Here is a 25,186-nt window from a genome sequence, read left to right as displayed (position 1 = left end):
CGATATCAAGCGAATCGCGCGGTGCGCACAGCACACCCTACAAGAGCAGGCTGCGTTTAGATCAGAACGCGTACGTCGCGCGACCGTAGTAGTAGGCACCGTTGCTGCCCACCGGCGACAACACGTCATACGGCAGGTTGCCGCCGTAGTTGATCTCGTCGCTGGATTTCTCCGGGTACTTGTCGAAGATGTTGTTGCCGCCCAAGGCCACGGTGAATTGCGGGGTGAATTTGTAGGCCACCTCGGTATCCACTTGCCACACGGCGTTGTAGGTCTGCTCCGGGTGGTCGCCGCCGCCGAAATCGAACACGCGGGTGGTCGAGCCTTGGCGGGTCAGGCGAGCCAGCAGGTTCCAGGTTTCGTTGCTCCAGGTGGTGGAGAACACGAAGCGGTCTTTGGGCGCGGCATCGGTCAGGGTGTTGCGCTCTTCCACGCCTACCAGCGCATCCTCGCCAATCCCCAGGGCGGCCAACTGCTCAGGCGTGCCTTTGGTGCTGGTGACTTTGGTGTGGTTGTAGGTGTACGCCGTGGTCAGGCCCAGCTCGCCGTCGGCAAAGGGCTGGTGGTAGTTCAACACCAGTTCGGCACCGTCGGTTTGGGTGTCGGCCGCGTTGGTGAAGAAGTTCACATCATGCACACCGGCCTGGCCGAAGTTGTCGAGGATGTATTGCTCCATGGCGTCGCTGCCGATGCGTTGCGACAGGGTGATGCGGTCTTTGACGTCGATGCGGAACACGTCGAGCGAGGCGTCGAAGTTGTCGTTGAATTTGGCGGTTAGGCCGATGCTGAAGTTCTTCGAGGTTTCCGGGTCGAGGTCTTCGGCGCCCAGGGCTTTGGCAATGGGGTCGTTTACCGACAGCACGCGGATATCGGTCAGGGTGCCGCCGGTGCCGAAGTTGCTGGTGGTGTGCTGGAAGCCCACTTGGGCCAGCGACGGCGCACGGAAGTTGTTCGACACAGCGCCACGCAGCGCGAGGATATCGGTCAATTGGTAGCGGCCGCTGAACTTGCCAGTGAGCTTGCTGCCGGCATCGTCATAGCGCTCCCAACGAGTGGCCAGGTCTACGAAGAAACGGTCGGTCACATCACCCGACACCTCGGCGTAGGTGCCAAACACGTTGCGGTCGATATCTGACTCTTCGCTCGGGCGCAGGCCGCTGGCACCATCGGCACCAGTACCCTCATAGGACGCCGCATCGCCGGCGTTGGTGATGTAGTTTTCGTAGCGGTATTCGCCGCCGACTGCCAACACGAATGAACGATCGGCAATGCTCAACTCGCGGGTGAAGTCCAGGTTGGCCACGGACTGGCGCAGCTCGTAATCACCGGTATCGAAGTTGGTCGGCGAGTCGGTGCCCAGCGAGGCGTTGAGCGTGCGGCGCGTGGAGGATTCAAAAATATTGCGGCCGTGGGTCAGGCTGGCGTCGTAATCCCACTGCTGGCCGAGCATGCCTTTGAAGCCGCCGTTGAGGGAGATGTCCTGGTTGTCGCCAATCGATTGCGGCAGAAAGCCGTTGGGGTAGATCGCCGGCTGTTCGTAGCCGTAGCGGTAGAACTCGGCACCGGTGGAATGGCGCTTGTTGTAGGTGCCAAACGCATAGGCCTTGGCGTCGCCAATCGGCAGCTCGCTGTTGAACCAGGTGTTGATATCTTGCAGGGCGCCATCGCCCATCACGTAGTTGCGCTGCTCGGCGCGGCCGTCAAAGGCATCGAAGCCGGCGCGGTTGGTGGGGTTACGGTCTTTGTATTCCGCACCACCGCGCACAAAACCGCCCTCCTCACCCAGCTTGGTGCCAGCTTTGGCGGTGGTGAAGGTGTTCTGGCCGTCGTAGGTGCGCTCGCCAATGGCGTCCTGATGGGTGTAGTAGCCGCCATAGGTGGTGGACACTTCGCCGCCTTCGGGGGCGTCGTCGAGGATGATGTTGATTACCCCGGCGATGGCGTCGGAACCGTACTGGGCACCCGCGCCGTCACGCAGCACTTCGATGCGTTTGATGGCGCTGATGGGGATCGAGTTGAAGTCTACAGGCGCTGTGCCGCGGCCGATTTTCGAGGAGTCATTGACCAGCGCCGACGTGTGCCGGCGCTTGCCGTTTACCAGTACCAAGACCTGGTCCGGGCTCATGCCACGCAGTTGCGCAGCACGCACATGGTCGGCGCCGCCGGAGTTGGATTGGCGTGGAAAGTTGAACGAGGGCAGCAAGGTGGCCAGGGCCTGGCCCAGTTCGCCGTTGCTGGCGCCGGTAGCCTTGATGTCTTCGGCGGTGAGCACGTCCACCGGCACGGGAGAGTCCAGTACGGTGCGCGATTTACCGCGGGTGCCGGTCACCAGCACGGTGCCCAGACGGGTGTCGTCCTGGGCGGTTGGCGTGGTGTCTTCGGCATACACAGGCGTATGGGCAAAAGCCGCCACTACAGCGACGCTAATCAATGAACGGCGAAACATGCGAACTACTCCCTGGCGCACTTATGAACGGGCCCTTTGGTTATGGCGTGGTCGTTCTGGCTAGTGTGTTAATGGCTTTATTCAGGCCGAAAGAAACCGCGACCCGTAAAAACGGGCCCAAGCACTGAAGCGGTGAATTTCGGGTAACCCTGGCAGTACGTTTCGAGTCCGGCGTTTGCAACGCTGCGGCTCGAACTCTTGGGTAATTTGGTGGGCATCCATGCCCCGATAGGGTTCCTGTGGGCGATCCTAGACGAGGGTGACGAACGGGCAAAATACCCAATAATGCTTAGGTTATATCGCGATAAGAAATCTAAACGTAATAAGTAAAAGTTGTTTCTGGGGCAGCAGCGAGTGTTGCTGGAGCAACACCTGAAGTAGGTTTCCTGGGATAAAAAAACCAAAAGCATCGAGGCTGAAGCCTCGATGCTTTTGACGTTCAAACACTCAGTCAGTCGAACGCCTTGCGCTCCCATTCGTCCTCGGGGATATCCAACGCCTCGCCGGAAAAACGCTGTTCGCTAAACGGATCGGCATGCAGGTGAAAGCCGTTGCGCTCCCAAAAGCCCGGTGTTTCCACGTCGGTAAATTCCAGGCGCCGAAGCCACTTGGCGCTCTTCCAGAAATACCGCCCGGCCACCAATAAACGCAGCGGCCAGCCGTGTTGTGGCGTGAGCGGCTTATCGTCGTAACCCAGGGCCAACACACTGTCGGGCAGAAGCAAATCTTCCAGGCGCACATTGGTCTGGTAGTCACTATCGGCATGGGCCATCACAAAGCGGCCCGCAGGCTCGATGTGCAATGCCGCCAGCACATCGCGCAGGTGCACGCCATACCAGCGGGTGTCGAACTTGGACCAACGCGTTACGCAGTGAATATCGCACTGCACCTGGGTCTGCGGCAGCTTCAGTAAGTCGTCGTAGCTCAGGCTCAGTGGCGCGGTGCCAAAGCCGTCGAACGTCAGCGCCCAATTGGCCAGGTCGTACTGCGGTACTTCCCCTTCATGCAGAATCGGAAAGCGCTCGGTCAGAATCTGTCCGGGCGGCAAGCGCTTGCCGTGGGCGGGGTCACTGATAATGGGCCGGGCCTTTTGCAGGCGCGCGGCTTTATTGTTTTTCACTCGGTTGCCTCTCGTAGGGTGTGCTCCGCGCACCAAGCGATTCCTGGGCGAACGCAACGGTGCGCGGAGCACACCCTACGAAAGCGGAGCGGGCTGTGTTGGCTATTTGGCCACGGGAATCCACGGCGCCTGCGCCACACCCGCCGCATCACCAAATGCCGGTACTTTCTGCGCCAGATCGCGGACGTTTTTTACGTCCAGATCCAGCAACTGCTGACGGGTAATCAGCGTCGGCGGCACCAGTACATGCTCGCCCGGATTTTCCCCGGCAATCCGCAAGGCCAGGCTGCGCACGCTGATCGCCCCGGCCACTTCCGGGTTGATGGCTGCGGTGGCGGCCCAGGCGCTGTCGGGCTCTTTCATGATCTGGATATCGGCGGTGGAAATGTCGGCGCTGTAGATCTTCACCTGCTTGTTCAAACCTGCTTCGTCCACGGCGATCTTGGCGCCTTTGGCGAATTCGTCGAACGGGGCAAAAATCACCTTCAGGTCGGGGTTGGCGCGCAGCACCGCGCTGGCCTGGTCGGCGACCGAGTTGGCAATGGGCGGGTTGAGCGTGCCGAAGCGGGCTTTTTCAATGATGCCGGGGTTGGCAGCCTTCACTTCCCGCCAGATTTCGTCGCGGCGCTCCATCGGCGTAAAGCCGCCGATAAACACATAGCCGGCCTGGAAACTGGTGCCGTTGTCTTTCAGCGCCTGGCCCAGCGCAAGGCGGGCCAGTTCATGGTGGTCCTGCTCGATCTGGGTGACCTTGGGGTTGCCCAGGTCGATGTCGAACGCCACCACCTTGATGCCTTTGGCCACCGCTTTGTCGACGGTGTCTTTGAGGGTTTCAGCCAGGCCCAGCTGCACAATGATGCCGTCTACGCCCAGGTCGATGGCTTGCTCAAGCATTTCGCGCTGGGTGGCCGCCTGCTGGCGGGCGTCGAACAGGCGCAGGTCGACGTCCAGGGCTTTGGCTTGTTTTTCTACCCCGCGCAGATACGCCTCGGGGAAATCACCGGAAAACAGGTAACCAACCAGGGCGATTTTGACCCCGCCTTTATCGAATGGCGCCGGCGCGCCGGCAATACCGGCGGCCTGCACAGCGCCAGCCAACGACAGCGCCAGGGTGGCGCTCAACAAGGTGCGGATTACGGCTCGCATCACTTAAATCCTTCTGTAGAAATGAGGTTGGCTGGTGTTAGCGGCTCTTGGGCGCCAGACCAAAGGTGAACATCAAGGCCAGAACCAGCACGGTGCCTTTGACGAAATCTTGTGCGTAGTACGGCGCATTAAGCATGGTCAGGCCGTTGAGCAACGTGGCCACCAGCAAGGCGCCCACCAGCGTGCCGAAGGCATTGGGTTTGCGCGCGCCGAGCACAGCAAAGCCAATCAGCGCGGCGCCCAGAGCGTCGAGCACCAGGCCGTTGCCGGAACTCACATCGCCACGGCCTAGGCGCGCGGCCAACAGCAAACCGCCCAGGGACGCAAGCACCGCTGACAACACGTAAGCGAGAAATTTGTAGCGCTGCACCGGCGCCCCTGCCAGGCGCGCGGCGCGCTCGTTGCCGCCGATGGCGTAGAGCACGCGACCAAACCGGGTGCGTTCGAGAAACGCCCAGACCAGCACCGCAATCACCGCCATCACCACCACCGGAACCGGCACGGTGTCCCACAAACGGGCGCGGCCCAGGGCCAGAAACGCGCTGCTGAAACTGCCGATGGCCTCATCGCCGTTGGGCAAAGTCATGCCCACGGCAATCGAACGGCCGCCGGTGGGAATCAACTGCAAACCAATCACCAGAAACATGCTGCCCAGGGTGGCGAGAATGTCCGGCACGCCCATGCGCACAATGAGAAAACCGTTGAGCAAGCCCACCAACGCACCGCAGCCAAGGCTGATCAGCACGGCCGGCAGCGGGCCCCAGCCGAGCACCACCATCACGTAACTGGCGCACATCAAACTCATGGCGGCCACTGCGCCGATGGACAGGTCGAGGCCGCCGACCGCCATGGTCAGCGTCACGCCCAGGGCCAGCAGCGCGACGATGGACACCGACTGCAAAATGATAAACAGGTTACCCACGCGCAAAAACGCCGGTTCCAACACGGCGAATAGCACCACGACCAGCGCCAGTACGAGCAGCAACCCGTAGTGAATGGCCAGGCGCAGCCAGGTTGCCGGCGGGTTGGAAGAAATCGATTCAGGCACACGCAACTCCTTGGCGCTGTGTGGTTAAGGAAGGTGCGGTAATACCGGCGATTTGCGCCACCAGGTCGTCGCGTTTCAGCCCGGGACGGGGGTAGCCAGCCACTACGCTGAAGTCGCGGACCACCAGAATGCGGTCGGCGATTTCCAGGGCTTCGTCGGGGTCGGAGCAGATCACCAGCGTGGCGCGTTGGCCGGCACTGGCACGAATACGGGCACCGATTTCGCGGCGGGCGCGGATGTCCACGCCTTGAAAGGGTTCGTCGAGAATCAGCAGGCGGCCATTGCCCAGCAGCCAACGGCCAAGCACCACTTTTTGCTGGTTGCCGCCGGACAAGGTGTCCATCGCCACCTCCAGGCCTTCGCACTTGATACCCAGGTGCTGAACCTGCTCAGCCACGGCGGCCCGTTCGGCGTCGCGGCGGATGAAACCGCCACGGCTGAAGCGCTGCATAAACGGCAAGGTCAGGGTGCGCGCCAGGGAAAAACCGGGCACCAGGGAATCCCGCGAGCGGTCTTCAGCCGCCATGAAAACGCCGCCGGCAATGGCCGCTCGCGGCGACGTCGGTTGCCAGGGCTGACCGTCCAAATCAAGCGTGCCGGCATGGGGGCGGCGCAAGCCGAACAACACCTCGGCAATCTCGGTTTTGCCGGCACCGAGCAGACCGGTCAACGCCACCACTTCGCCCTGATGCAGGCTGAAATCAAATGGCTGACTGCGCGCAGTCAGTTGCACACCACGGCCGCGCAATACTTCGGCGCCCTGCTCTGCGGCGCCTTCCACCAACGGCGCCAGGCTGCTGCCCAGCATGGCGACCAACGCTGCCGGCACATCCAGTGGCGCCGGGAACTCCCCGGCCAGGCGACCGTCGCGCAGCACGATGGCGCGGTCGGCGATGCGCGCCAGGTCCGACAAGCGATGGGAGATATACACAATCGCCACGCCGCGCTCGCGTAGGCTGTCGATCAAGCCAAACAGACGCTCGGCTTCGCTGGCAGAAAGTGACGCGGTGGGCTCGTCCAGCACCAACACCTTGGGCTGCAACGCCAGGGTGCGGGCCAATACCACCAACTGGCGTTCGGCACTGCCCAGGCTGTCGATGCTGGCCTGCAACGGCAGGCGCAACTCCAGGTCGGCGGCAATCTGCGCGGCGCGCTCCTGTACCCGTTTGGGGTTGCTCCACAGGGTGCCACCGGGTTGGCAGAGTTCGTCTAGCACCAGGTTTTCCGCCACGCTAAAACCCGGCACCAAGGCCTCTTCGGCATGTTGATGCACGGCTACGATGCCGGCCCGGCGTGCTTCATGGGGGGAGGTAAAACGCACCGCCCTGCCCTGCACCCACAGTTCGCCAGCGTCATGGCCGTGGCTGCCGGCGAGTACTTTCACCAGGGTGGATTTGCCCGCGCCATTGGCACCGAGCAAGGCCACCACTTCGCCGGGATACAGGTCCAGATCGATGCCCTGTAACACCGGGCTGGCGCCAAAGGACTTGCCCAGCGAGCGGGTGCTGACCAGAGCGGTGGAAGGCAGATTCATGGGGGTCTCAAACAATCAATCGAAGCGCCGAATGGCGGCGCGTTTGATATAGCGTATGAGTCTGATGGAATAAAAATAAATAACGGATTCGAATATGAATAGATCAAGAACTCGAGACTTAGGGCGACTATCGGCCAAAACGATATCCTCCGATGCCATGGTGCAGACGGCGGATATCCGCGGGACGGATATTCGCCCTACGCCTTACAGGGCAGATTTAAAGAACAAAAAGGCATAAACATAGCCGCAAACGATATTGGTATATACCAGATTGAAACGCTTTAAATCCGCAGCATCAAAAACGAGACGTCAGGCCCCACACGTCGGCCTGACTGGAGTACGTCGCAATGAATGCTGTTCGGGTAATGCTTGAATACTTCCACCCCTGGCCCAACTCGGCGGGCTTCTATCTGGCCCGTGAACGCGGCTGGTATCAGGAACTGGGCCTTGATGTGGAGCTGGTGGTGCATGACCCCTACCGTGGCGACACCCTGGAACACCTGCTCAACGGCGCCGCCGATTTCGGTGTGTTCCCCAGCAACCGTCTGCTGGTGCGCCGTGGCCTGGGCCAACCGCTGCAAGGCATCGCTGCCATCAACCATGGCGGCCTGGAGTCGATTCAGACCCTGACCGACACCGGCATCCGCCGCCCCCGCGATCTGCAAGGCAAACGCCTGGCGCTTAACCCGACGCCACGCGGCCTGGCCATGGTGCGCCACCTGGTGAGCACCGATGGCGGTGACCCGGACGCGGTGATTCTGGTGGACAGCGGCGTGCGCGAACTGCGCCCCGACCAGCTGGCCGATGGCATTGCCGACGCCAGTTTCGGCGGCTACTGGGCGTGGGAAGCCTTGATGCCCAGCACCATTGCCAGCGAGCGGCGCGTGGTATTGCCGGTCGACAGCATCGGCGCGCCGGCCTATCACAGCTATCTGCTCGGTGCCCACGAACAAACCCTGAGCGCAAAACCCGAGGTGGTGCGTGATTTTCTTGCCGCCACCGCCCGTGGTTTTCTCGCCGTGGCGCAGGACCCGGATAGCGCCCTGCAAGCTTACGAAAGCGTAACGCCTTACTTCCCGGCAGAGCTGCTTAGCGCTTCACTGCACGCCATTGCCCCGAGCTGGCTGCACAACGGCCAGTGGGGCGAACAGCGCGAGCCGCTGGTGGCCGGTTATGCGCAATGGCTGCATCAGCACCGTGTGCTGGATAATCCCGAGATCTGGCGCGGCGCTACCAGCAACGCCTTCCTTCCCGAGTCGGTGCAGTAATGAGCAATACACCCCTACGAACCGCCCACGGCCTGACCAAAGACCCCGTGGCTGCCGATTGGCCAGCGCTGCGTGAAGCCGATGTGGAGCGCCTGCTGCTGGAGTACCCGCATCTGGGCGTGTTGCACAGCCTGCATTGGCACAGCCCGCGGCCGTTTTCCGCTGCCGGGCTGATTACCACCAGCACCGGCACGCTGTTCGTCAAACGCCATCACCAACAGGTACGCCAAGCGGCGTGGCTCGAAGAAGAACACCGCTTGCTCGCCCACTTGCATGCCCAGGGCGCCCCAGTGGCTGCCGTGGTAAGCAATCGCCACGGCCGCACCGCGACCGTTCAGGATGAGTGGACCTACGAAATTCACCGGGTTGCCGCTGGCGTAGACCTGTACCGCGACGCGTTGTCGTGGACGCCGTTTCAGAGCGTGCACCACGCCCACGCCGCTGGCCGTGCCTTGGCCCAGTTGCATAACGCGGCAGCTGGTTACCAGGCGCCTGCGCGGCAAACGCCGGTTTTGGTGATCAACGCCAAGCTGATCGAGCAAGAGGACCCGCTCGCGGCCATCACCGCTGCGGCTCAAGCCGACAGTGCGCTGGGCACGTACCTGCAAGACAAGGACTGGCACGCACAGCTGTCCAACCTGCTGTTGCCCTACCACGCCGAGCTACTGCCGTTACTCAAACAGCAGCCGGCACTCTGGACCCACAACGACTGGCACGCCTCCAACCTGCTGTGGAGTGATGATAGCAGCACAGCCGTGGTGAGCAGCGTGCTCGATTTCGGCCTGGCTGACCGCACGTTTGCGTTGTTCGATCTGGCCACTGCCATCGAACGTAACGCGGTGCCGTGGCTGGACCTGGACAGCGGCGGCTCAGCCCCGGCAGACCTTGATGCCGTGGATGCACTGCTGGCCGGCTACCACGCAGTAAAACCGCTGAGCGCCACCGAGCTGCACACGCTGACGGCGCTGTTGCCATTGGTACATATCGATTTCGCCGTCTCTGAAATCGCCTATTTCGCCGGTGTGGTGCAGTCCGTCAGCAGTGCCGATATCGCCTACAACGCCTACCTGATCGGCCATCTGCACTGGTTCAATGGTGCCGAAGGCCAACGGTTGCTCAACCACCTGGCGCAGGTAAAACCATGAGCCTGACGCTGCCCGGCATTCTGGTGGATAGCGCCTGGTTGCAGGCCAATCTAGCTGCCCCCGAGTTACTGCTGCTGGACGCCACGGTGGAATTGCCGGCGCCACGCTTTGACGGCGATTACCGTTCCAGCAGCGGTTACGCCGGTTGGTTGCAAGCCCATATTCCCGGTGCGCGGCATGCCGATTTATTAACCGAGCTGGCCGATACCGACGCGAGTTTCAGCTTTGCGCTGCCCACGCCAGAACGCCTGCTAAAAGCGCTGGCAGCCTTGGGGCTGAACGATGAAAAACGCCTGGTGATCTACGACCGCGCTGAAGGGTTTTGGGCGGCACGCTTGTGGTGGATGTTGCGCAGTGTGGGTGTTGACGCGGCGGTGCTTGATGGTGGATTCAAGGCCTGGCAGCGCTTGCAGGACGTAGGGTGTCCTGTGCGCACCATTGCGCCGTGCCCGATGCCGCTCGGTGCGCAGAGCACACCCTACTGGGTTGATCGCACGCATGTTGAAGCAGTGGTCGCCGGCCACACCCCTGGCACCTTGATCTGCGCCCTTGGCACCGCCCTGTTCGACGGCAGCGCCCCCAGCCGCTACGCCCGCCGTGGGCATATTCCCGGCAGTCAAAACCTGCCGGCCCGCACCCTGTTCGATGAGCAAGGTCATTACCTACCCAAGGACGCCCTTGTTCAGGTGCTCGATGCGTATCTGCACGACGACACCCCGCTGATTCTCTACTGCGGCGGCGGTATTTCCGCTGCCGCCAATGCGCTGGCCCTGACGCTGTTGGGCCGCCAGCACATCGCGATCTACGACGGCTCGCTGCAGGAATGGGCAGCCGACGCACGCTTACCAATGACCACCGGAGCACCTCCGGCCTGACGCCTTTCGGCTAAACCGCCTTTTCATTCAGTACTGGCAACCCTCCGTTGCGCAGCACCGGGCTCCTTTGGCCCGTGCTTGGTGTTTTCACAGACATGCCGCAACCGGAGCAGGACCCTAGGAGCACTCCACATGGCTACACCCCATCACTACCCCGTACGCGGGCAACTCAGCCTGCTGAGCCTGGCCATTGCCCTGGCCTCGAGCCCGGCATGGGCCGACACCGACAGCAGCACCACGGCGCTCGACGCCGTCACGGTCTATGGCCAGGACGACACCGCCTACGAGGCGAAAAAAGCCTCGGTGGGCGGCTTCGATAATGCCCCGTTGCTCGACACCCCGGCCTCGGTCGCGGTGATTACCGATGCACGGCTGAAAGACCAGCAAGCCCGCCTACTCAGCGAAGTGCTGAAGAACGACGCCTCGGTGGGCGATGCCTATGCGCCGGTCGGCTACTACGAGAACTTCGTGGTGCGCGGCTTCTCGCTGAACTCGGCCAACAGCTACAAAATCAACGGCCGCACCATTACCGGCGAGCAGAACGTGGCGCTGGAAAACAAACAGCAAGTGGAAGTGCTCAAGGGCCTGTCCGGCCTGCAGAGCGGTGTGTCGGAGCCGGGCGGCCTGGTCAATTACGTCAGCAAGCGCCCGGAAAACGTGCGCTCGGTAACCGTCTCCACCAACCTCGATGGTGAGCAATACCTGGCCACCGACCTGGGTGGCTGGTTTGGCGCTGAGCAACAGTTCGGCGTGCGGACCAACCTCGCCCATGAAGAGATCGGCTCCTACGTCGACCACACCGACGGCAAGCGTGATTTCGCCTCCCTGGCGGTGGACTGGAACATCAGCCCGGACGCGCTGTTGCAGCTCAACGCCGAGTACCAGAAGCGCGAACAGCGTTCAGTGCCAGGTTACCAATTGCTCGGCGGCACCGAAGTGCCCCACGGCGTCGACCCGCACGATTTGCTGGCGTACCAGAGCTGGTCCAACCCGGTGGGCATCGAGTCGTTGAACCTCGACGGTCTGTTTGAATACCGCTTTAACGATGCCTGGAAAGGCACCCTGAGCGCTTCTCGCAGCAAGGTGGTGATCGACGATTACAGTGCCTTTGCCTACGGCTGCTACTACACCGCCAGTTGCGCGAGCGACCTGCTGGCCAACTTCGGCGCCAACGGTGATTACGACGTCTACGACTACCGCAGCCCCGACGACACCCGCCGCAACGACGAAGCGCAAGGCGCGTTCAACGGCCAGTTCGACACGGGCAGCCTCAAACATGACCTGACCTTTGGCACCAGCGCGCTGCGCCGTGTGGTGGACCGTCGCGCGTCGGTGAACGAATACATTGGCACCGGCAACATTAATGAAGACTCGAGCGACTTCACCCCGTACTCCGGTGAGCTGGGCGACTCCTACCGCCGTCTGGACAGCCGTCAGTACGGCCTGTTCGCCACCGACCGCATCACCTTCAACGAGCAGTGGCAAACCATCCTCGGCGGGCGTGAAGTGCGTCTGGACGAGAAAACCTTCGACAGCGACGGCAACACCGATCGCCACACCCAGCTGTGGAAGTTCCTGCCGCAGGCGGCGCTGATTTACAAACCACGCCTGGATACCTCGCTGTACGTCAGCTACAGCAAAGGGCTGTCGCTGGGTGGCGAAGCCTCGTGGTTTGCTGCCAACTCCGGAGAGATCTTGCCGCCCACCACCTCGCGTCAGCTCGAGCTGGGCATCAAGCGCGACTGGCAACGCCTGAGCGTGACCGCCGCACTGTTTCAGATCAGCCAGGACTTCCAATACCCACGGCCCAATGGCGACGGCACGTTCAACTATGTGCAAGCGGGCAAACAGGAAAACACCGGCCTGGAGCTCTCGGCCAACGGCCGTGTGAGTTCCAACCTGCAGATCAGCGCCAGCCTGGCCGCGATTCGCGCACGGGTGATCGACAGCGGCACCGATGCCTACGAAGACCACCAGGCCATCAACGTGCCCGAAGTGCGCGGCACCGTGCATGCCGATTACAGCATTCCCGGCGTTCCCGGCCTGGCCGTGTTGGGCGGCGTGCAATACAGCGGCAGCAAATACGCCAACCGCGAAGGCACGGTAAAAGTGGGTGACTACGCGGTATGGGACCTGGGCGGCCGCTACGCCACCAAAGTGGGCGACTACGACACCGTGCTGCGCCTGACCGTGGACAACCTGTTCGACAAGCGCTACTGGCGCGACGCCGGCGAGTTTATGGGCGATGGCTACCTGTTCCCCGGCGCACCGCGTACTGCGCGGCTGTCGGCCACGGTCAACTTCTGAGGTGGGCCATGCATAACCGGGTAACGGCCAGCACGCTGGCCCTCCTCGCCCTGCTCGGTGGTTGCCAGCAGCAGCCACCGGCCAACGATCAGTTGGACGCGGTGCTGTGGACGCAAACCTCCATCGAGCATGAGCTGATTTACCGGCAAGTGTTTGTCAGTGCCACGCGCCAACTGGACGTGGCACTGGCCGACCCCACCTGGGATGCCCTGCCCTTGCCGGCGCGCAACTTGAGTGGCTTGCCGCCAGCGGTGGTCGTTGATATCGATGAAACCCTGCTGGACAACATCCCACTCAATGCCCGCGATATCCGCAATGACCAGCCCTATTCCTATGACCGTTGGAATACGTGGGTGCAGCAAGCCCAGGCTCAGGCCTTGCCGGGAGCAGCGGCTTTTCTGCAAGCTGCGGCCCAGCGCGGTATCCAGGTGTATTACCTGACCAACCGCGAGCATGGGCAGGTGGCCGATACCGTTAAAAACCTGCGGCTGCGCGGTTTTCCGATAAGCGATGCGTCGCAGGTACTGGCTGCAGCCACGCCTACCGGCCAGTGTGAAAAAGCCGGGTATGGCAAAAACTGTCGACGCCAATGGGTGGCCGAGCATGCGCGGGTATTGCTGTTGGTTGGCGATTCATTCGGTGATTTTGTCCAAAGCGAAGCCAACACCCTGAGCGCCCAGCGTAAAGCCGCAGCGCCCTATCTGGCGTGGTTGGGCCAGCGTTGGTTTGTGCTGCCCAACCCCACTTATGGCAACTGGTACAGCGCGCCCTATGGCGATCAGGACGACCTGCCTGCCGCGCGCAAACGCGAACTGAAACAACAGGCACTGGAGCTGCAGCCTTAAGGCTGCCCTCCCCCTCACTTATTTGGATTGGAGAAGTACCCATGTCTGCGCTGGAAATCGTTGCCGTGTTGTTCAATGTGGTCGGCGTGTGGCTGACCGCTCAACGTATTCGTTGGTGCTGGCCAGTCAGCGTGGTGGCCGTGCTGTTGTATGCGTGGATTTTCTACGACGTAAAACTGTACTCCGACCTGCTGCTGCAACTGATCTTCGCCGTGCTGCAAGGCTACGGCTGGTGGCGCTGGAGCACCGGGCGCGTGGATGCCGGCAAGGTTCGTGTGGAGCGTCTGCCGCTGCGCACCGCCGTACTTAGCCTGCTGGCGGGCGTGGTTGGTGCCCTGACCCTGGGCAGCGTGATGCACTACCTTACCGACGCTTCGATTCCGTGGGCCGATGCCGCGCTGACTTCGTTCAGCCTGGTGGCCAGCGTCTGGGCGGCGCGCAAGTACGTGGCGAGCTGGTGGCTATGGATCGTGCTCGACACCCTCTATGTAGGCATGTACTGGTACAAGGATCTGTATCCGACCGCCGGCCTGTACGCGGCCTTTGTACTGCTGGCCATCTACGGCCTGCGTGCCTGGCAGAAAGACCTGCGCACCCAGGACCAGCAACCGCCGGCAAATACCGTGGGCGCAGCGGCATGAGCAAACGCATCCGCCTCAATGGCCTGCGGCAGAACACCGTGGGCCATACCGCGATGGGGCTGTGGCGCCATCCCGCTAGTCAGGCGCACCGCTACCGCGAGCTGAGCCATTGGGTCGAGACTGCGCAGATTCTCGAGCGCGGCAAGTTCGATGCGCTGTTTATCGCCGACGCCCTGGGGCCGCTGGAGGTGTACCAGGGCAAGGTCGATGCGGCGCTGCGCGATGGGATTCAAACGCCCACCGATGACCCGCTGTTACTGGTCAGCGCGCTGGCGGCCGCCACACAGCAGCTGGGGTTCGCCGTGACGGTGTCGAGCACCTACGAACAGCCCTATAGCTTCGCGCGCAAGATGACCACCCTTGACCACCTGAGTAACGGCCGCATCGGCTGGAATATCGTCACCTCGGCGCTGGAAAGCGCGGCACGTAACCTCGGCCTGGACCAACAGATTCCCCACGATGAGCGCTATGCCATTGCCGAGGAATTTATGCAGGTGGTCTACGCCCTCTGGGAAGCCAGCTGGGCCGACGATGCGGTGCGGTTCGACCGTGAGGCCGGGGTGTTTATCGACCCGGCCAAAGTCCAGCCCATCGCCCACCAGGGGCGTTACTTTCAGGTGCCGGGCATTGCCCTGTCCGAACCGTCGGTGCAACGCACCCCGGTGCTGTTTCAGGCAGGCAGTTCCACGGTGGGCAAAGCCTTTGCCGCACGGCATGCCGAGGGTGTGTTTCTGTCGTCCTATGATCCGCAGATCACCCGCAGCATGGTCGACAGCATTCGCGCCCAGGCCAGTAGCGAAGGCCGCGATCCGCAGTCGTTGAAGATTTTCAATATCGTCACCGTCATCGTCGCAGCCACCGATGCCGAGGCACAGGCCAAGCTGCTCGACTACCAGCAGTACACCAGCCTGGAAGGCAGCCTGGCGCGCTATAGCGCTTTGCTGGGTATCGACCTGTCGGTACTCGATCCGGACCAGCCGTTGCAGTACGCCGAGACCGAAGGCATCCGTGGGTTGCTGGAAGTATTTACGCGCCTGGATGCCAGCCGCCTCTGGACACCGCGGGCGATTGCCGAGTTCGTGGGCGTGGGTGGCGGCGGCCCGGTGATCGTCGGCTCGCCCCAGACCGTGGCCGATGAACTGGAACGCTGGATGGCGGTGGCCGATCTCGATGGCTTTAACATCGCCGACCCGGTGCCGCCGGTAACCCTGGGCGATTTTGTGAAGTGGGTGGTGCCCGAGTTGCAGCGCCGCGGTAGAGTCTGGGCCGACTACGAAGGCGCCACGTTGCGCGAGCGTTTTCGCCGGCCGGGGTTAAGCCAGGTGAGCGACGACCACCCCGCTGCGCGCCACCGTCAACGCCGCCATCCACAGGGAAGCCCGGATGTCATTTGAAGCCGTGCAATCGCAGTTTTTACGCATCCGCGACCAACTCGCCAACGACCTCGCCCAGGGTGTGCTGGCCCCGCAAGGCAAGCTGCCGGTAGAGCGCGAACTGGCCGAGCGCTTTGGCTGCACGCGCGTCACCTTGCGCCAGGCGCTGCAGCAGCTGGAAGTGGAAGGCCGCATCTACCGCAAAAACCGCAGCGGCTGGTACGTCAGCCCACCGCGTATTCGCTACGACCCCACGCGCATCAGCGGTTTTATGGAATACGTCAGCGCCCAGGGGCGCACCCCGCTCACTGAATGCCTGCATGCCGAGCAACGCCCGGCCGGGAACTGGCTGGCGGCGCGCATGGGCTTGGCGAGTGCCGATGAACCGATGTTTTTCCTGCAGCGACGACGTTGGGTAGACGGCCGACCGGTGCTGTTAGAACTCAACGCACTGGTCGCCAGCTGGTGCCCGGACCTGCTGCAAGCCGACCTCAACACCTCGCTGACCACCCTGCTGCGCGAACGCTTCGGGCGCGTGCAATCGCGCTGCGAGTTGACCATGCACCCGGGAACGGTGAATGAGGAGCAGGCCGAACTGCTGCAACTCACGGCCGGCTCCAGCAGCTTTTATCTGGAGCGGCTGAACTTTGGCGAAGACGATCAGCCGGTGGAATTCGACCAGGAGTTCTGGCGGCCGGATTCGCTGGCGGTGGTGGTGAGTACGAAGTATCCCAGTCCGTAGCCAGAACATCCGTCATTCCCGCGCAGGCGGGAATCCAGTCTTCAGCAGGTAACTTCGTTCGCCGAACCAATCTGGATTCCCGCCTTCGCGGGAATGACGGTGTAAACGGCGAAGACAGAAAGAGCAAAAAAGAATTACCAAATAAAAAATCGGTATTTATGGTTATAAACCGAGTTGCGTAGTCTCTGGCCATCGTCCTTTTCACCACAGTGAAGTGCCGCATGAAACCGACCGACAACGTTATCGACTTCGCCCTCTACCGCAAACGCAAACAGGCGCAGCAACTGGCACGGGTAATGTGGGACATGTACGCGCGCAACGCCGGCTTTGCCGCGCTGCAACTGACTCAGCACAATCAATCGACCGAGACGCTTCACGCGTGAGTGCCCAGGATCCGGTGCGCTTTCTCGCCACCGGCGACGAACCTGCGCTGGACCTCAGCGCCCTCGACTCGCCTATCGATGACCCCATTTCCGAACGCGTCGCGCAGAACCTGCAACGCCTGCGCAGCAAACGTCACCTTTCCCTGGACGGCCTGGCGCGCCTGTGCGGCGTAAGCCGGGCGATGCTCGCGCAGATCGAATCCGGACGTAGTGTGCCGTCAATCAAAGTGCTGTGCAAAATCGCCAAAGGGCTCAAGGTGTCGGTGGCCGCCTTCCTCGAAAATCGCGCGTTCGAAGGCGTTGAGGTGCTGGCCGCCAGCAAGAGCAAACGCCTGGTAAGTGCCAATGGCACCTTTGTCAGCCGCGCCCTCTTCCCCATCGATATCGCCCGCCACTCCGAATTTTTCGAACTGCGTGTCAGCGCACTCGGCGAAGAAGACTCACCCGGCCGCGGGCCCGGTGTGCAAGAAAACCTGGTGGTGGCCCAGGGCGTGCTGGAAATCAGCGTGAACGACGAACGCTACCTGCTCTCCACCGGCGACTCGATCCTGTTCTACGCCGACCAGCCCCACCGCTACCGCAACCCGGCAGACAGCGAAGCCGTGGCGTACCTGGTAGTCACCTACCCCGAACGCCTGGATCGACCCCAAAATGCAAAAAGGCCGCTCAATCGAGCTGCCTTTTTTATCTCTCAAATCTCGGGCTCACGCCGCTCAAGATCGTGCGAGCTAGGTATGGCAAGGCAAAATCGTTTTTTTAAGCGGAGTTGGCTATAGCCAATGAGCATTCAAAAAACGATTTTAACGCAGCCATACCGACGCGCAGCCGATCGGTTCCTTACACAGTGCAGCACATCATGGGCATGCCATTGCAACTCATCATCATCGGCATGCTGCAGTCGTTCATCATCTTCATCATCAGTGCACAGCAGCTCTTCATCATGTCCATGTTCATGCCTGCCATCGGCATGATTTTGCACATCATGCAGTCGGCCATCACGGTGCATTCCATCACGCACTTCATCGACGGCATCGGCATGCCCATCATGGGCATCGGCATCATGGTGCCCATCATTGGCATGGCCATGGCCGCCTGAGACATGCACATCATGCTCATGTTGGCGCAGTGCATCATCATCTGCATCATTTCGGCGCTGTTCTTGAACATGGCCATGTCCATGCCAGCGGCCGGCATCATTTTGCACATCATGCCGTCGTCCATCATTTCGCAGGACATGGTGGCCATCATCATGGGCATGCCCATCATTGGCATCATCGGCATAGCGGTGTTCATCGGCATTTGCATCTGCATTGCATTCATCATGGTGAAACTCCCTAAGTGATTCGATTGAGTGGACCGAGTGGATGGAGCCAGATTCTAGGGATTGAGCAGCCCCCCACAAGGTGGCAGCCGAGCAGCGAGCGCGCCTGTTACGCCGGTGGAAATGCTGTCAACTCCACGCACTGTTCTGCGATAGCGTCCGTTACGACGTTAACGCGGTCACGAAGCGAGCCAAGGCGCGGTTTATGACGCTATGGATATTCGATCCAGAACCATGCACCTAACCGAAAGAAATAATCGGTCTAACCCCGCCGCACTTTCTCTCCAGCAACAACTGTTTGCCGGCCAACACTGAAGTGTTGCTCGGCGAACTGTTGCCCACGCCACTTCTATCCATATTCCAAAAAGCATGTTTATTTAAGATTAATGAACACTTAGGGTATATGAACCGGACCACCGGACCTTCTTGCAACCGACAGCACCGCTCTATTACGCGCTGTTCAACCAATGAGGCAGTCATGGTCCGCTTTCTTCACCGTCTTCTTAGTCAGCGCAAGGTAGCGCGCTGATGTCGAACCTTTCCCACGCCAAGCCCGAAAGCGATGTGGATGTCGCTCCGCCCCTGTTGCCTGCGCAGGTGTTGCTTAACGATGCCCAGGCACTGCAGGCCGCCTTTGAGCTGGCCAGCATTGCCCGAGAGCACGCTGCCCGCCGGGATAGCCAACGCAAGCTGCCGTGGCGCGAAGTTGAGTTGTTTACCCGTAGCGGCCTGGGCGGCATCGGCATTCCCCGTGCTTACGGCGGCCCGGCGTTGTCGTTCGTCACGCTGGCCAAAGTCTTCGCCATCATTTCCGCCGCCGACCCGGCGCTCGGGCAAATTCCGCAGAACCAGGTGGGCGTGCTCAATCTGATTCTGGGTTGCGGCAACGACGTACAAAAACGTCGCCTGCTCAGCAGCGTCCTGGACGGTTGGCGCATCGGCAATGCCGGGCCTGAACGCGGCAGCAAAAACACCCTGACCCTACAGGCGCGCATCACCCGCGACGGTGACGACTACGTTATCAATGGCCAGAAGTTCTACTCCACGGGCGCCTTGTACGCCCATTGGGTCTCGGTAAAGGCGCTCAACGATGATGGCAAGCAAGTGCTGGCCTTCGTCCGTCGTGGCACGCCCGGTTTGCGCATCATCGACGACTGGTCCGGCTTCGGGCAGCGCACCACCGCCAGCGGCACCGTACTGCTTAATAACGTGCGCGTGGAAGGCGACCTGGTGCTGGATAACTGGCGCATCAACGACTCGCCAAACATCCAGGGCGCGGTGTCGCAGCTGGTGCAGGCCGCCATCGATGTCGGCATTGCCCGCGCCGCTATCGACGATGCCATTGCCTTTGTGCGTGAGCGTTCACGGCCGTGGGTAGATGCCAATGTCGAGCGCGCCAGTGACGACCCGTACGTGATCGCCGATATCGGCAAACTGAAAATCGAACTGCACGCCGCCGAGGCGTTGCTGCGCAAGGCCGGCCTGGTACTGGATCAGGTCAATGCGCTGGAGATCACAGCCGAATCCGCCGCCCATGCCTCGATTGTGGTGGCCGAAGCCAAAGCGCTCTCCACCGAAATCGCGCTGCAGGCCAGTGAAAAGCTGTTCGAGCTGGCCGGCAGCCGCGCCACCCTTGCCGAATTCAACCTCGACCGTCATTGGCGCAACGCCCGCGTGCACACCCTGCACGACCCGGTGCGCTGGAAATACCACGCCATCGGCGCTTACCGCCTGAACGGCCAATTGCCGGCCCGGCATTCCTGGATTTAAGCGAGTACGCCATGCCCACTACTCACCATGCGGCGCCGATCAGCAGCGACGAACAGGCACTGATCGTGGCCCGCGATCTGGCCGACGAATTCAAGCGCGACAGCGCCTTGCGTGACCGCGAACGCCTGCTGCCGCTAGCCGAACTGGACACCTTTTCTCGCTCGGGCCTGTGGGGCATCAGCGTGCCCAAGGAATTCGGCGGCGCCGGTGTGTCCAACGTCACCCTGGCAAAAGTGGTCGCCCTGATTGCCCAGGCCGACGGTTCCCTGGGGCAGATCCCGCAGAACCATTACTACGCCCTGGAAGTGCTAAGGGTTAACGGCACGCCCGCACAACAATTGCGCCTGTACGGTGAAGTGCTGGCGGGCCAGCGCTTTGGCAACGCCCTGGCTGAACTGGGCACCAAGACGGCCCATGACCGCACCACTCGCCTCGCCCGCGACGGTGCCGGCTACCGCATCAATGGCCGCAAGTTCTACGCCACCGGCGCGTTGTACGCCCAGCGCATTCCCACCTCGGTGGTGGATGAACACGGCATCCAGCACCTGGCCTTTGTGCCGCGCGAAAGTCAGGGACTGAGCGTGATCGATGACTGGAGCGGCTTTGGCCAGCGCACCACCGGCAGCGGCTCGGTGGTGTTCGACAACGTATATGTCAGTGCCGACGATGTGCTGCCTTTTCAAAGCGCCTTCGAACGCCCGACCCCGGTCGGTCCGCTGGCGCAGATTCTTCATGCCGCCATCGACACCGGCATTGCCCACGCTGCGTACCAGGACGCCCTGCACTTTATTCGCACCAAAACCCGGCCATGGATCGACGCCACCAGCGATAAAGCCAGCGAAGACCCGCTGACGCTGAAAAGCCTCGGCCAATTGAGCGTGCGCCTGAGCGCCACCGATGCGTTGCTGGAGCGCGCAGGCGAGTTGCTCGACAGCGCCCAGGCCGACTCCACCGCCGCCAGCGTCGCCGCCGCGTCCATCGCCGTAGCCGAAGCCCGCGCCATCAGCACCGAAACGTCGTTGCTTGCCGGCACTACCTTGTTTGAGCTTGCCGGCAGCCAGGCCACCCTCGCTGAACATGGCCTGGACCGCCACTGGCGCAACGCCCGGGTGCACACCCTGCACGACCCCGTTCGCTGGAAGTACCACGCCGTGGGCAACTACTACCTTAACGACCAGAACCCACCGCTGCGGGGCACGATCTGATGAGCGCGGCCAACGGCAAAAAACAGATGCTGCTCAATGCCTTCAACATGAACTGCATCGGGCATATCAACCACGGGCTGTGGACTCATCCACGGGACAATTCCACCGCTTACAACACGGTCGAATACTGGACCGAGCTGGCCCAGTTACTGGAGCGCGGGCTGTTCGACGGCTTGTTTATCGCCGATATCGTCGGTGTGTATGACGTGTACCAGAACTCGGTGGACGTGCCGCTCAAAGAAGCCATTCAGCTGCCGGTCAACGACCCTTTGCTGCTGGTATCGGCCATGGCGGCGGTCACAAAAAACTTAGGCTTTGGCCTGACCGCCAACCTCACCTATGAAGCGCCCTACCTGTTCGCCCGGCGCTTTTCCACCCTCGACCACCTGAGCCGTGGCCGCGTCGGCTGGAACATTGTCACCGGCTACCTGGACAGCGCCGCCAAGGCCATGGGCCTCACCGAGCAGATCGAGCACGACCGCCGCTACGACCAGGCCGATGAGTACCTTGAGGTGCTGTACAAACTCTGGGAAGGCAGCTGGGAAGACGGCGCCGTGGTCAACGACCGCGAGCAGCGCATCTATGCCCAGCCTGCCAAGGTGCACAAGGTCGAGCATCACGGCGAGTTTTATCAGGTAGAGGGTTATCACCTCTGCGAGCCGTCGCTACAACGCACGCCGGTGCTGTTCCAGGCTGGCAGCTCCGAGCGCGGTTTGCTGTTTGCCGGGCAGCATGCCGAGTGTGTGTTTATCAGCGGGCAGAACAAGGCCTCTACCAAAGCCCAGGTGGATAAGGTGCGCGCCAGTGCCGTGGCGGCCGGGCGCAAGGGCGACGACGTAAAAGTCTTTATGGGCCTTAACGTCATCGTCGGCGAAACCGAGGAAGCGGCCCAGGCCAAGCTTGCCGAGTACAAGCACTACGCCAACGCCGAAGCCGGCGTGGCGCATTTCTCCGCGTCCACCGCCATCGACTTCTCCCAGTACGAACTGGACGAACCGATCCAACACGTAAAGAGCAACGCCATTCAGTCGGCCACCAAGATTCTGCAAAACAACGACTGGACCCGGCGCAAGTTGCTCGACCAGCACGCCCTGGGCGGCCGCTACATCACCCTGGTGGGCTCGCCCGAACAGATGGCCGATGAGTTGGAAAGCTGGATTGCCGAAACCGGCCTCGACGGCTTCAACCTCACCCGTATCGTTACCCCGGAAAGCTATGTCGACTTTATCGACTTGGTGATTCCCGAACTGCAACGCCGCGGCTCGTACAAGACCGCCTACAGCACCGGCACCCTGCGCGAAAAACTGTTTTACCAAGGCGCTCAGTTGCCACCCCAACACACCGGCGCCAGCTACCGCCGCTAACGCTCGAACACAGGAAACCCGTTGATGAAAAACGCTCCATTAAAAGCCCTCACTCTGGCCCTGGGTCTGTTTGCCAGCGCTGTCTTTGCCGCCGATGCACCGCTGAAAATCGGCACCACTGCCGCCTTCGCCATTCCGTTGGAAACCGCCGTGGCCGAAGCGGAAAAACAGGGCCTGAAAGTGGAACTGGTGGAGTTCACCGACTGGATCGCGCCCAACGTCAGCCTGGCGGCCGGCGATATCGACGTGAACTACTTCCAGCACATTCCCTTCCTGGAAAACGCCAAGGCCGCCGCCGGTTTTGATCTGGTGCCATTTGCGCCCGGCATCATCAACAACGTCGGCCTGTACTCGAAGAAATACAAAAGCTTCGCCGAGCTGCCTGAAGGCGCCACGGTGGCGATTGCCAACGACCCGATCAACGCCGGCCGGGGTCTGCAACTGCTGGCCAAGGCCGGGCTGCTTACCCTGAAACCGGGCGTGGGTTACAAGGCTACCGAAGACGACATTCTCACCAACCCCAAAGACATCAACATCATTCAGGTAGAAGCCGTGCAACTGGTGCGTGCCTACGATGATGCGGATCTGGTGCAGGGTTACCCCGCGTATATCCGCCAGGCGAAGAGCTTCGATGCCACCTCGGCGATTCTCTTTGACGGCCTGGACCACCCCGAGTACGTCATTCAGTTTGTGATTCAACCCAAGAGCAAAACCGACCCGCGCCTGATCAAGTTCGTCGACATCTACCAGCACTCGCCGGTGGTGCGCGCAGCGCTGGATAAAGCCAACGGCACCCTGTACCAACCAGGCTGGAAAAACTGATGAGCGTGGTTAGCCTGCCCCGCCAGCACCCTGAAACCGATCGGCCACTGGCCGAACAACGGGAACTGCACCCTGAGCTGAACAAGGCCCATGTGCGCTTTATTGGCGTGGGCAAAACCTATGGCGAACTGCAAGCGCTGCACAGCATCGACCTGGCCATTGCCCGTGGCGAAGTGTTCGGCATCATTGGCCGCAGCGGCGCGGGCAAGTCCTCGTTGATTCGCACCATCAACCGCCTGGAACAACCCAGCAGAGGCCGCGTATTGATCGACCAGGTGGATATCGGTGACTTCAACGAAGACCGCCTGGTGGAGCTACGCCGACGCATTGGCATGATCTTTCAGCACTTCAATCTGATGTCGGCAAAAACCGTGTGGCAGAACGTCGAGCTGCCGCTGAAGGTGGCTGGTGTGCCCAAGGAAGATCGCCGGCGCAAGGTGCGTGAACTGCTGGACCTTGTGGGCCTTGCCGACAAACACCACGCCTACCCGGCGCAACTGTCCGGTGGGCAAAAACAACGCGTCGGCATCGCCCGCGCCCTGGTGCACGACCCGGAAATTCTGCTGTGCGACGAAGCCACCTCGGCACTGGACCCGGAGACCACGCAATCGATTCTCGGGCTGCTCAAAGCCATCAATCAGCGCCTGGGCCTGACCATCATTTTGATTACCCACGAGATGGCGGTAATTCGCGAGATTTGCGACCGCGTAGTAGTGCTGGAACACGGTCGCATCGTCGAGCAAGGCCCGGTGTGGGAAGTGTTCGGTAACCCGCAACACGAGGTCAGCAAAACCCTGCTGGCGCCGTTGCAGCACGACTTGCCGCAAGAGCTGCGCGATCGCCTGCACAGTTCTCCGGCAACGGCCGAGGCCGCCGTGGTGCTGCGCTTGAGTTTTACCGGCAGCAGCCAGGAAGAACCCGACCTGGCCGCGCTCTTTGCTGCGCTGGGCGGGCACGTGCGCTTGCTGCAAGGCGGCGTCGAACGCATTCAGGGCCACGCGCTGGGGCAACTGCTGCTGGCCGTAAGCGCCTCGGCACTGGACGCCGAACGCCTGCGCCAACGCGCCGGACAATGGGCACAACAGGTAGAGGTGCTGGGCTATGTGGTTTGATCGTTTGCTACAGGGCGTACTCGACACGTTGCTGATGGTGGGCGTGTCTTCCTTGATCGCCCTGCTCGCCGGTATCCCGTTGGCGGTGATTCTGGTCACCAGCGACAAGGGCGGCATCTACCAGGCGCCACTGATCAATCGCGCGCTGGGCGCCTTCGTCAACCTGTTCCGCTCAATTCCCTTTCTGATTCTGATGGTGGCGTTGATCCCCTTTACCCGGCTTATCGTGGGCACCACGTATGGCGTGTGGGCGGCGGTGGTGCCACTGACCATCGCGGCCACGCCGTTCTTTGCGCGCATCGCCGAAGTAAGCCTGCGAGAAGTCGACCACGGTTTGATCGAGGCCGCACAGGCCATGGGCTGCCGGCGCTGGCATATCGTCTGGCATGTGCTGCTGCCCGAGGCGCTGCCCGGCATCGTTGGCGGCTTCACCATCACCCTGGTGACCATGATCAACTCCTCGGCCATGGCCGGTGCCATTGGTGCCGGCGGCCTCGGCGACATTGCCTACCGCTACGGCTACCAACGTTTCGACAGCCAGGTGATGGTGAGCGTGATTGCGTTGCTGGTGATTCTGGTGGCGGCGATACAGTTGGGCGGGGATCGGTTGGCCAGGGTGTTGAACAAACGGTGAACCGCTTTTGTAGGGTGTGCTCCGCGCACCAAAGGGTTGGCAGGACACTCGCAAGTGTTTGCTCAGCAACTGTTGCTACAGCAAC

The 25,186-nt window shown here is 61.7% G+C and carries 21 protein-coding genes and 1 pseudogene; 16 read left to right on the top strand and 6 right to left on the bottom strand.

Annotated features, from left to right (window positions below; translation table 11 throughout):
* Positions 1 to 61: 61 nt before the first annotated feature.
* From PKE98_RS17280 to PKE98_RS17260, 5 genes are all read right to left on the bottom strand, one after another.
* Complete coding sequence (locus PKE98_RS17280) at positions 62 to 2,446, bottom strand: TonB-dependent receptor plug domain-containing protein (protein ID WP_271196567.1); 2,385 nt, start codon at positions 2,444 to 2,446, stop codon at positions 62 to 64.
* Between the two features lie 451 nt (positions 2,447 to 2,897).
* Positions 2,898 to 3,566, bottom strand: coding sequence for a sulfite oxidase-like oxidoreductase (locus tag PKE98_RS17275; protein ID WP_271196566.1), 669 nt, complete (start codon positions 3,564 to 3,566; stop codon positions 2,898 to 2,900).
* A gap of 102 nt (positions 3,567 to 3,668) precedes the next feature.
* Positions 3,669 to 4,712, bottom strand: a complete 1,044-nt coding sequence (locus PKE98_RS17270) for a substrate-binding domain-containing protein (RefSeq protein ID WP_271196565.1) — start codon at positions 4,710 to 4,712, stop codon at positions 3,669 to 3,671.
* A 37-nt stretch (positions 4,713 to 4,749) separates the two neighbouring features.
* Positions 4,750 to 5,760, bottom strand: a complete 1,011-nt coding sequence (locus PKE98_RS17265; RefSeq protein WP_271196564.1) for an ABC transporter permease — start codon at positions 5,758 to 5,760, stop codon at positions 4,750 to 4,752.
* Positions 5,753 to 7,294, bottom strand: a complete 1,542-nt coding sequence (locus PKE98_RS17260; RefSeq protein WP_271196563.1) for a sugar ABC transporter ATP-binding protein — start codon at positions 7,292 to 7,294, stop codon at positions 5,753 to 5,755. The genes PKE98_RS17265 and PKE98_RS17260 overlap by 8 nt, the downstream gene beginning before the upstream one ends.
* Positions 7,295 to 7,641: 347 nt before the next feature.
* Between PKE98_RS17260 and PKE98_RS17255 the strand changes: the two genes are divergently transcribed.
* The 10 genes and pseudogenes from PKE98_RS17255 to PKE98_RS17210 all read left to right on the top strand — a co-directional run.
* Positions 7,642 to 8,562 carry an ABC transporter substrate-binding protein gene (locus PKE98_RS17255; RefSeq protein WP_271196562.1) on the top strand — a complete coding sequence of 307 codons (921 nt, stop codon included), beginning with the start codon at positions 7,642 to 7,644 and terminating at the stop codon, positions 8,560 to 8,562.
* Entirely contained in the window at positions 8,562 to 9,707 is a 1,146-nt protein-coding gene (locus PKE98_RS17250) for a phosphotransferase enzyme family protein (protein WP_271196561.1), read from the top strand. The genes PKE98_RS17255 and PKE98_RS17250 overlap by 1 nt, the downstream gene beginning before the upstream one ends.
* The gene (locus tag PKE98_RS17245; protein WP_271196560.1) at positions 9,704 to 10,582 is read left to right on the top strand and encodes a sulfurtransferase; all 879 of its coding nucleotides are present in this window, start codon (positions 9,704 to 9,706) and stop codon (positions 10,580 to 10,582) included. Before PKE98_RS17250 ends, PKE98_RS17245 begins: the two co-directional genes overlap by 4 nt.
* A gap of 132 nt (positions 10,583 to 10,714) precedes the next feature.
* Positions 10,715 to 12,889, top strand: a complete 2,175-nt coding sequence (locus PKE98_RS17240; RefSeq protein ID WP_271196559.1) for a TonB-dependent siderophore receptor — start codon at positions 10,715 to 10,717, stop codon at positions 12,887 to 12,889.
* A gap of 8 nt (positions 12,890 to 12,897) precedes the next feature.
* Entirely contained in the window at positions 12,898 to 13,734 is an 837-nt protein-coding gene (locus PKE98_RS17235; RefSeq protein WP_271196558.1) for an HAD family acid phosphatase, read from the top strand.
* A 41-nt stretch (positions 13,735 to 13,775) separates the two neighbouring features.
* Positions 13,776 to 14,375: a nicotinamide riboside transporter PnuC gene (gene pnuC / locus PKE98_RS17230; RefSeq protein WP_271196557.1), complete on the top strand. Its 600-nt coding sequence runs from the start codon at positions 13,776 to 13,778 to the stop codon at positions 14,373 to 14,375.
* Positions 14,372 to 15,769: an LLM class flavin-dependent oxidoreductase gene (locus PKE98_RS17225; RefSeq protein WP_271196556.1), complete on the top strand. Its 1,398-nt coding sequence runs from the start codon at positions 14,372 to 14,374 to the stop codon at positions 15,767 to 15,769. The genes pnuC and PKE98_RS17225 overlap by 4 nt, the downstream gene beginning before the upstream one ends.
* Positions 15,759 to 16,490 (top strand): UTRA domain-containing protein, encoded by a 732-nt coding sequence (locus PKE98_RS17220; RefSeq protein WP_271196555.1) that lies wholly within the window; start codon positions 15,759 to 15,761, stop codon positions 16,488 to 16,490. The genes PKE98_RS17225 and PKE98_RS17220 overlap by 11 nt, the downstream gene beginning before the upstream one ends.
* A gap of 221 nt (positions 16,491 to 16,711) precedes the next feature.
* Positions 16,712 to 16,873, top strand: a complete 162-nt coding sequence (locus PKE98_RS17215; protein ID WP_271196554.1) for a hypothetical protein — start codon at positions 16,712 to 16,714, stop codon at positions 16,871 to 16,873.
* Positions 16,874 to 16,920: 47 nt separating this feature from the next.
* Positions 16,921 to 17,514 (top strand): annotated as a pseudogene (locus PKE98_RS17210) (helix-turn-helix domain-containing protein); the annotation flags it as partial.
* 196 nt (positions 17,515 to 17,710) lie between these two features.
* Here PKE98_RS17210 and PKE98_RS17205 read toward each other — a convergent pair.
* On the bottom strand, positions 17,711 to 18,196 hold the full coding sequence (locus tag PKE98_RS17205) for a hypothetical protein (RefSeq protein WP_271196553.1): 486 nt from the start codon (positions 18,194 to 18,196) through the stop codon (positions 17,711 to 17,713).
* 526 nt (positions 18,197 to 18,722) lie between these two features.
* Here PKE98_RS17205 and PKE98_RS17200 point away from each other — a divergent pair.
* The 6 genes from PKE98_RS17200 to PKE98_RS17175 are packed head-to-tail and all read left to right on the top strand — an operon-like array spanning position 18,723 to position 25,101.
* The gene (locus tag PKE98_RS17200; RefSeq protein ID WP_271196552.1) at positions 18,723 to 19,964 is read left to right on the top strand and encodes an SfnB family sulfur acquisition oxidoreductase; all 1,242 of its coding nucleotides are present in this window, start codon (positions 18,723 to 18,725) and stop codon (positions 19,962 to 19,964) included.
* 11 nt (positions 19,965 to 19,975) lie between these two features.
* On the top strand, positions 19,976 to 21,169 hold the full coding sequence (locus tag PKE98_RS17195) for an SfnB family sulfur acquisition oxidoreductase (protein ID WP_271196551.1): 1,194 nt from the start codon (positions 19,976 to 19,978) through the stop codon (positions 21,167 to 21,169).
* Positions 21,169 to 22,533 carry an LLM class flavin-dependent oxidoreductase gene (locus PKE98_RS17190; RefSeq protein ID WP_271196550.1) on the top strand — a complete coding sequence of 455 codons (1,365 nt, stop codon included), beginning with the start codon at positions 21,169 to 21,171 and terminating at the stop codon, positions 22,531 to 22,533. The genes PKE98_RS17195 and PKE98_RS17190 overlap by 1 nt, the downstream gene beginning before the upstream one ends.
* A gap of 24 nt (positions 22,534 to 22,557) precedes the next feature.
* Positions 22,558 to 23,355, top strand: coding sequence for a MetQ/NlpA family ABC transporter substrate-binding protein (locus PKE98_RS17185; RefSeq protein ID WP_271196549.1), 798 nt, complete (start codon positions 22,558 to 22,560; stop codon positions 23,353 to 23,355).
* On the top strand, positions 23,355 to 24,467 hold the full coding sequence (locus PKE98_RS17180) for a methionine ABC transporter ATP-binding protein (protein WP_271196548.1): 1,113 nt from the start codon (positions 23,355 to 23,357) through the stop codon (positions 24,465 to 24,467). The genes PKE98_RS17185 and PKE98_RS17180 overlap by 1 nt, the downstream gene beginning before the upstream one ends.
* Entirely contained in the window at positions 24,457 to 25,101 is a 645-nt protein-coding gene (locus tag PKE98_RS17175; protein WP_271196547.1) for a methionine ABC transporter permease, read from the top strand. The genes PKE98_RS17180 and PKE98_RS17175 overlap by 11 nt, the downstream gene beginning before the upstream one ends.
* The last annotated feature ends 85 nt before the right edge of the window (positions 25,102 to 25,186 follow it).

The sequence above is a fragment of the Pseudomonas turukhanskensis genome, from assembly GCF_027922365.1.
Taxonomy (GTDB): domain Bacteria; phylum Pseudomonadota; class Gammaproteobacteria; order Pseudomonadales; family Pseudomonadaceae; genus Aquipseudomonas; species Aquipseudomonas turukhanskensis.
Note: the sequence above shows the minus strand (reverse complement) of the source record. Positions and strands in the feature narration are given on the sequence as shown.

What these genes read in the sequence shown, in the direction of transcription:
- PKE98_RS17190 (WP_271196550.1), top strand. Translation starts at nt 21,169, where the DNA reads ATGAGCGCGGCCAACGGCAAAAAACAGATGCTGCTCAATGCCTTCAAC.
- PKE98_RS17280 (WP_271196567.1), bottom strand. Translation starts at nt 2,446, where the DNA reads ATGTTTCGCCGTTCATTGATTAGCGTCGCTGTAGTGGCGGCTTTTGCC.
- PKE98_RS17195 (WP_271196551.1), top strand. Translation starts at nt 19,976, where the DNA reads ATGCCCACTACTCACCATGCGGCGCCGATCAGCAGCGACGAACAGGCA.
- PKE98_RS17205 (WP_271196553.1), bottom strand. Translation starts at nt 18,196, where the DNA reads ATGATGAATGCAATGCAGATGCAAATGCCGATGAACACCGCTATGCCG.
- PKE98_RS17270 (WP_271196565.1), bottom strand. Translation starts at nt 4,712, where the DNA reads ATGCGAGCCGTAATCCGCACCTTGTTGAGCGCCACCCTGGCGCTGTCG.
- PKE98_RS17225 (WP_271196556.1), top strand. Translation starts at nt 14,372, where the DNA reads ATGAGCAAACGCATCCGCCTCAATGGCCTGCGGCAGAACACCGTGGGC.
- PKE98_RS17175 (WP_271196547.1), top strand. Translation starts at nt 24,457, where the DNA reads ATGTGGTTTGATCGTTTGCTACAGGGCGTACTCGACACGTTGCTGATG.
- PKE98_RS17185 (WP_271196549.1), top strand. Translation starts at nt 22,558, where the DNA reads ATGAAAAACGCTCCATTAAAAGCCCTCACTCTGGCCCTGGGTCTGTTT.
- PKE98_RS17250 (WP_271196561.1), top strand. Translation starts at nt 8,562, where the DNA reads ATGAGCAATACACCCCTACGAACCGCCCACGGCCTGACCAAAGACCCC.
- PKE98_RS17260 (WP_271196563.1), bottom strand. Translation starts at nt 7,294, where the DNA reads ATGAATCTGCCTTCCACCGCTCTGGTCAGCACCCGCTCGCTGGGCAAG.
- PKE98_RS17255 (WP_271196562.1), top strand. Translation starts at nt 7,642, where the DNA reads ATGAATGCTGTTCGGGTAATGCTTGAATACTTCCACCCCTGGCCCAAC.
- PKE98_RS17215 (WP_271196554.1), top strand. Translation starts at nt 16,712, where the DNA reads ATGAAACCGACCGACAACGTTATCGACTTCGCCCTCTACCGCAAACGC.
- pnuC (WP_271196557.1), top strand. Translation starts at nt 13,776, where the DNA reads ATGTCTGCGCTGGAAATCGTTGCCGTGTTGTTCAATGTGGTCGGCGTG.
- PKE98_RS17180 (WP_271196548.1), top strand. Translation starts at nt 23,355, where the DNA reads ATGAGCGTGGTTAGCCTGCCCCGCCAGCACCCTGAAACCGATCGGCCA.
- PKE98_RS17245 (WP_271196560.1), top strand. Translation starts at nt 9,704, where the DNA reads ATGAGCCTGACGCTGCCCGGCATTCTGGTGGATAGCGCCTGGTTGCAG.
- PKE98_RS17220 (WP_271196555.1), top strand. Translation starts at nt 15,759, where the DNA reads ATGTCATTTGAAGCCGTGCAATCGCAGTTTTTACGCATCCGCGACCAA.
- PKE98_RS17240 (WP_271196559.1), top strand. Translation starts at nt 10,715, where the DNA reads ATGGCTACACCCCATCACTACCCCGTACGCGGGCAACTCAGCCTGCTG.
- PKE98_RS17200 (WP_271196552.1), top strand. Translation starts at nt 18,723, where the DNA reads ATGTCGAACCTTTCCCACGCCAAGCCCGAAAGCGATGTGGATGTCGCT.
- PKE98_RS17235 (WP_271196558.1), top strand. Translation starts at nt 12,898, where the DNA reads ATGCATAACCGGGTAACGGCCAGCACGCTGGCCCTCCTCGCCCTGCTC.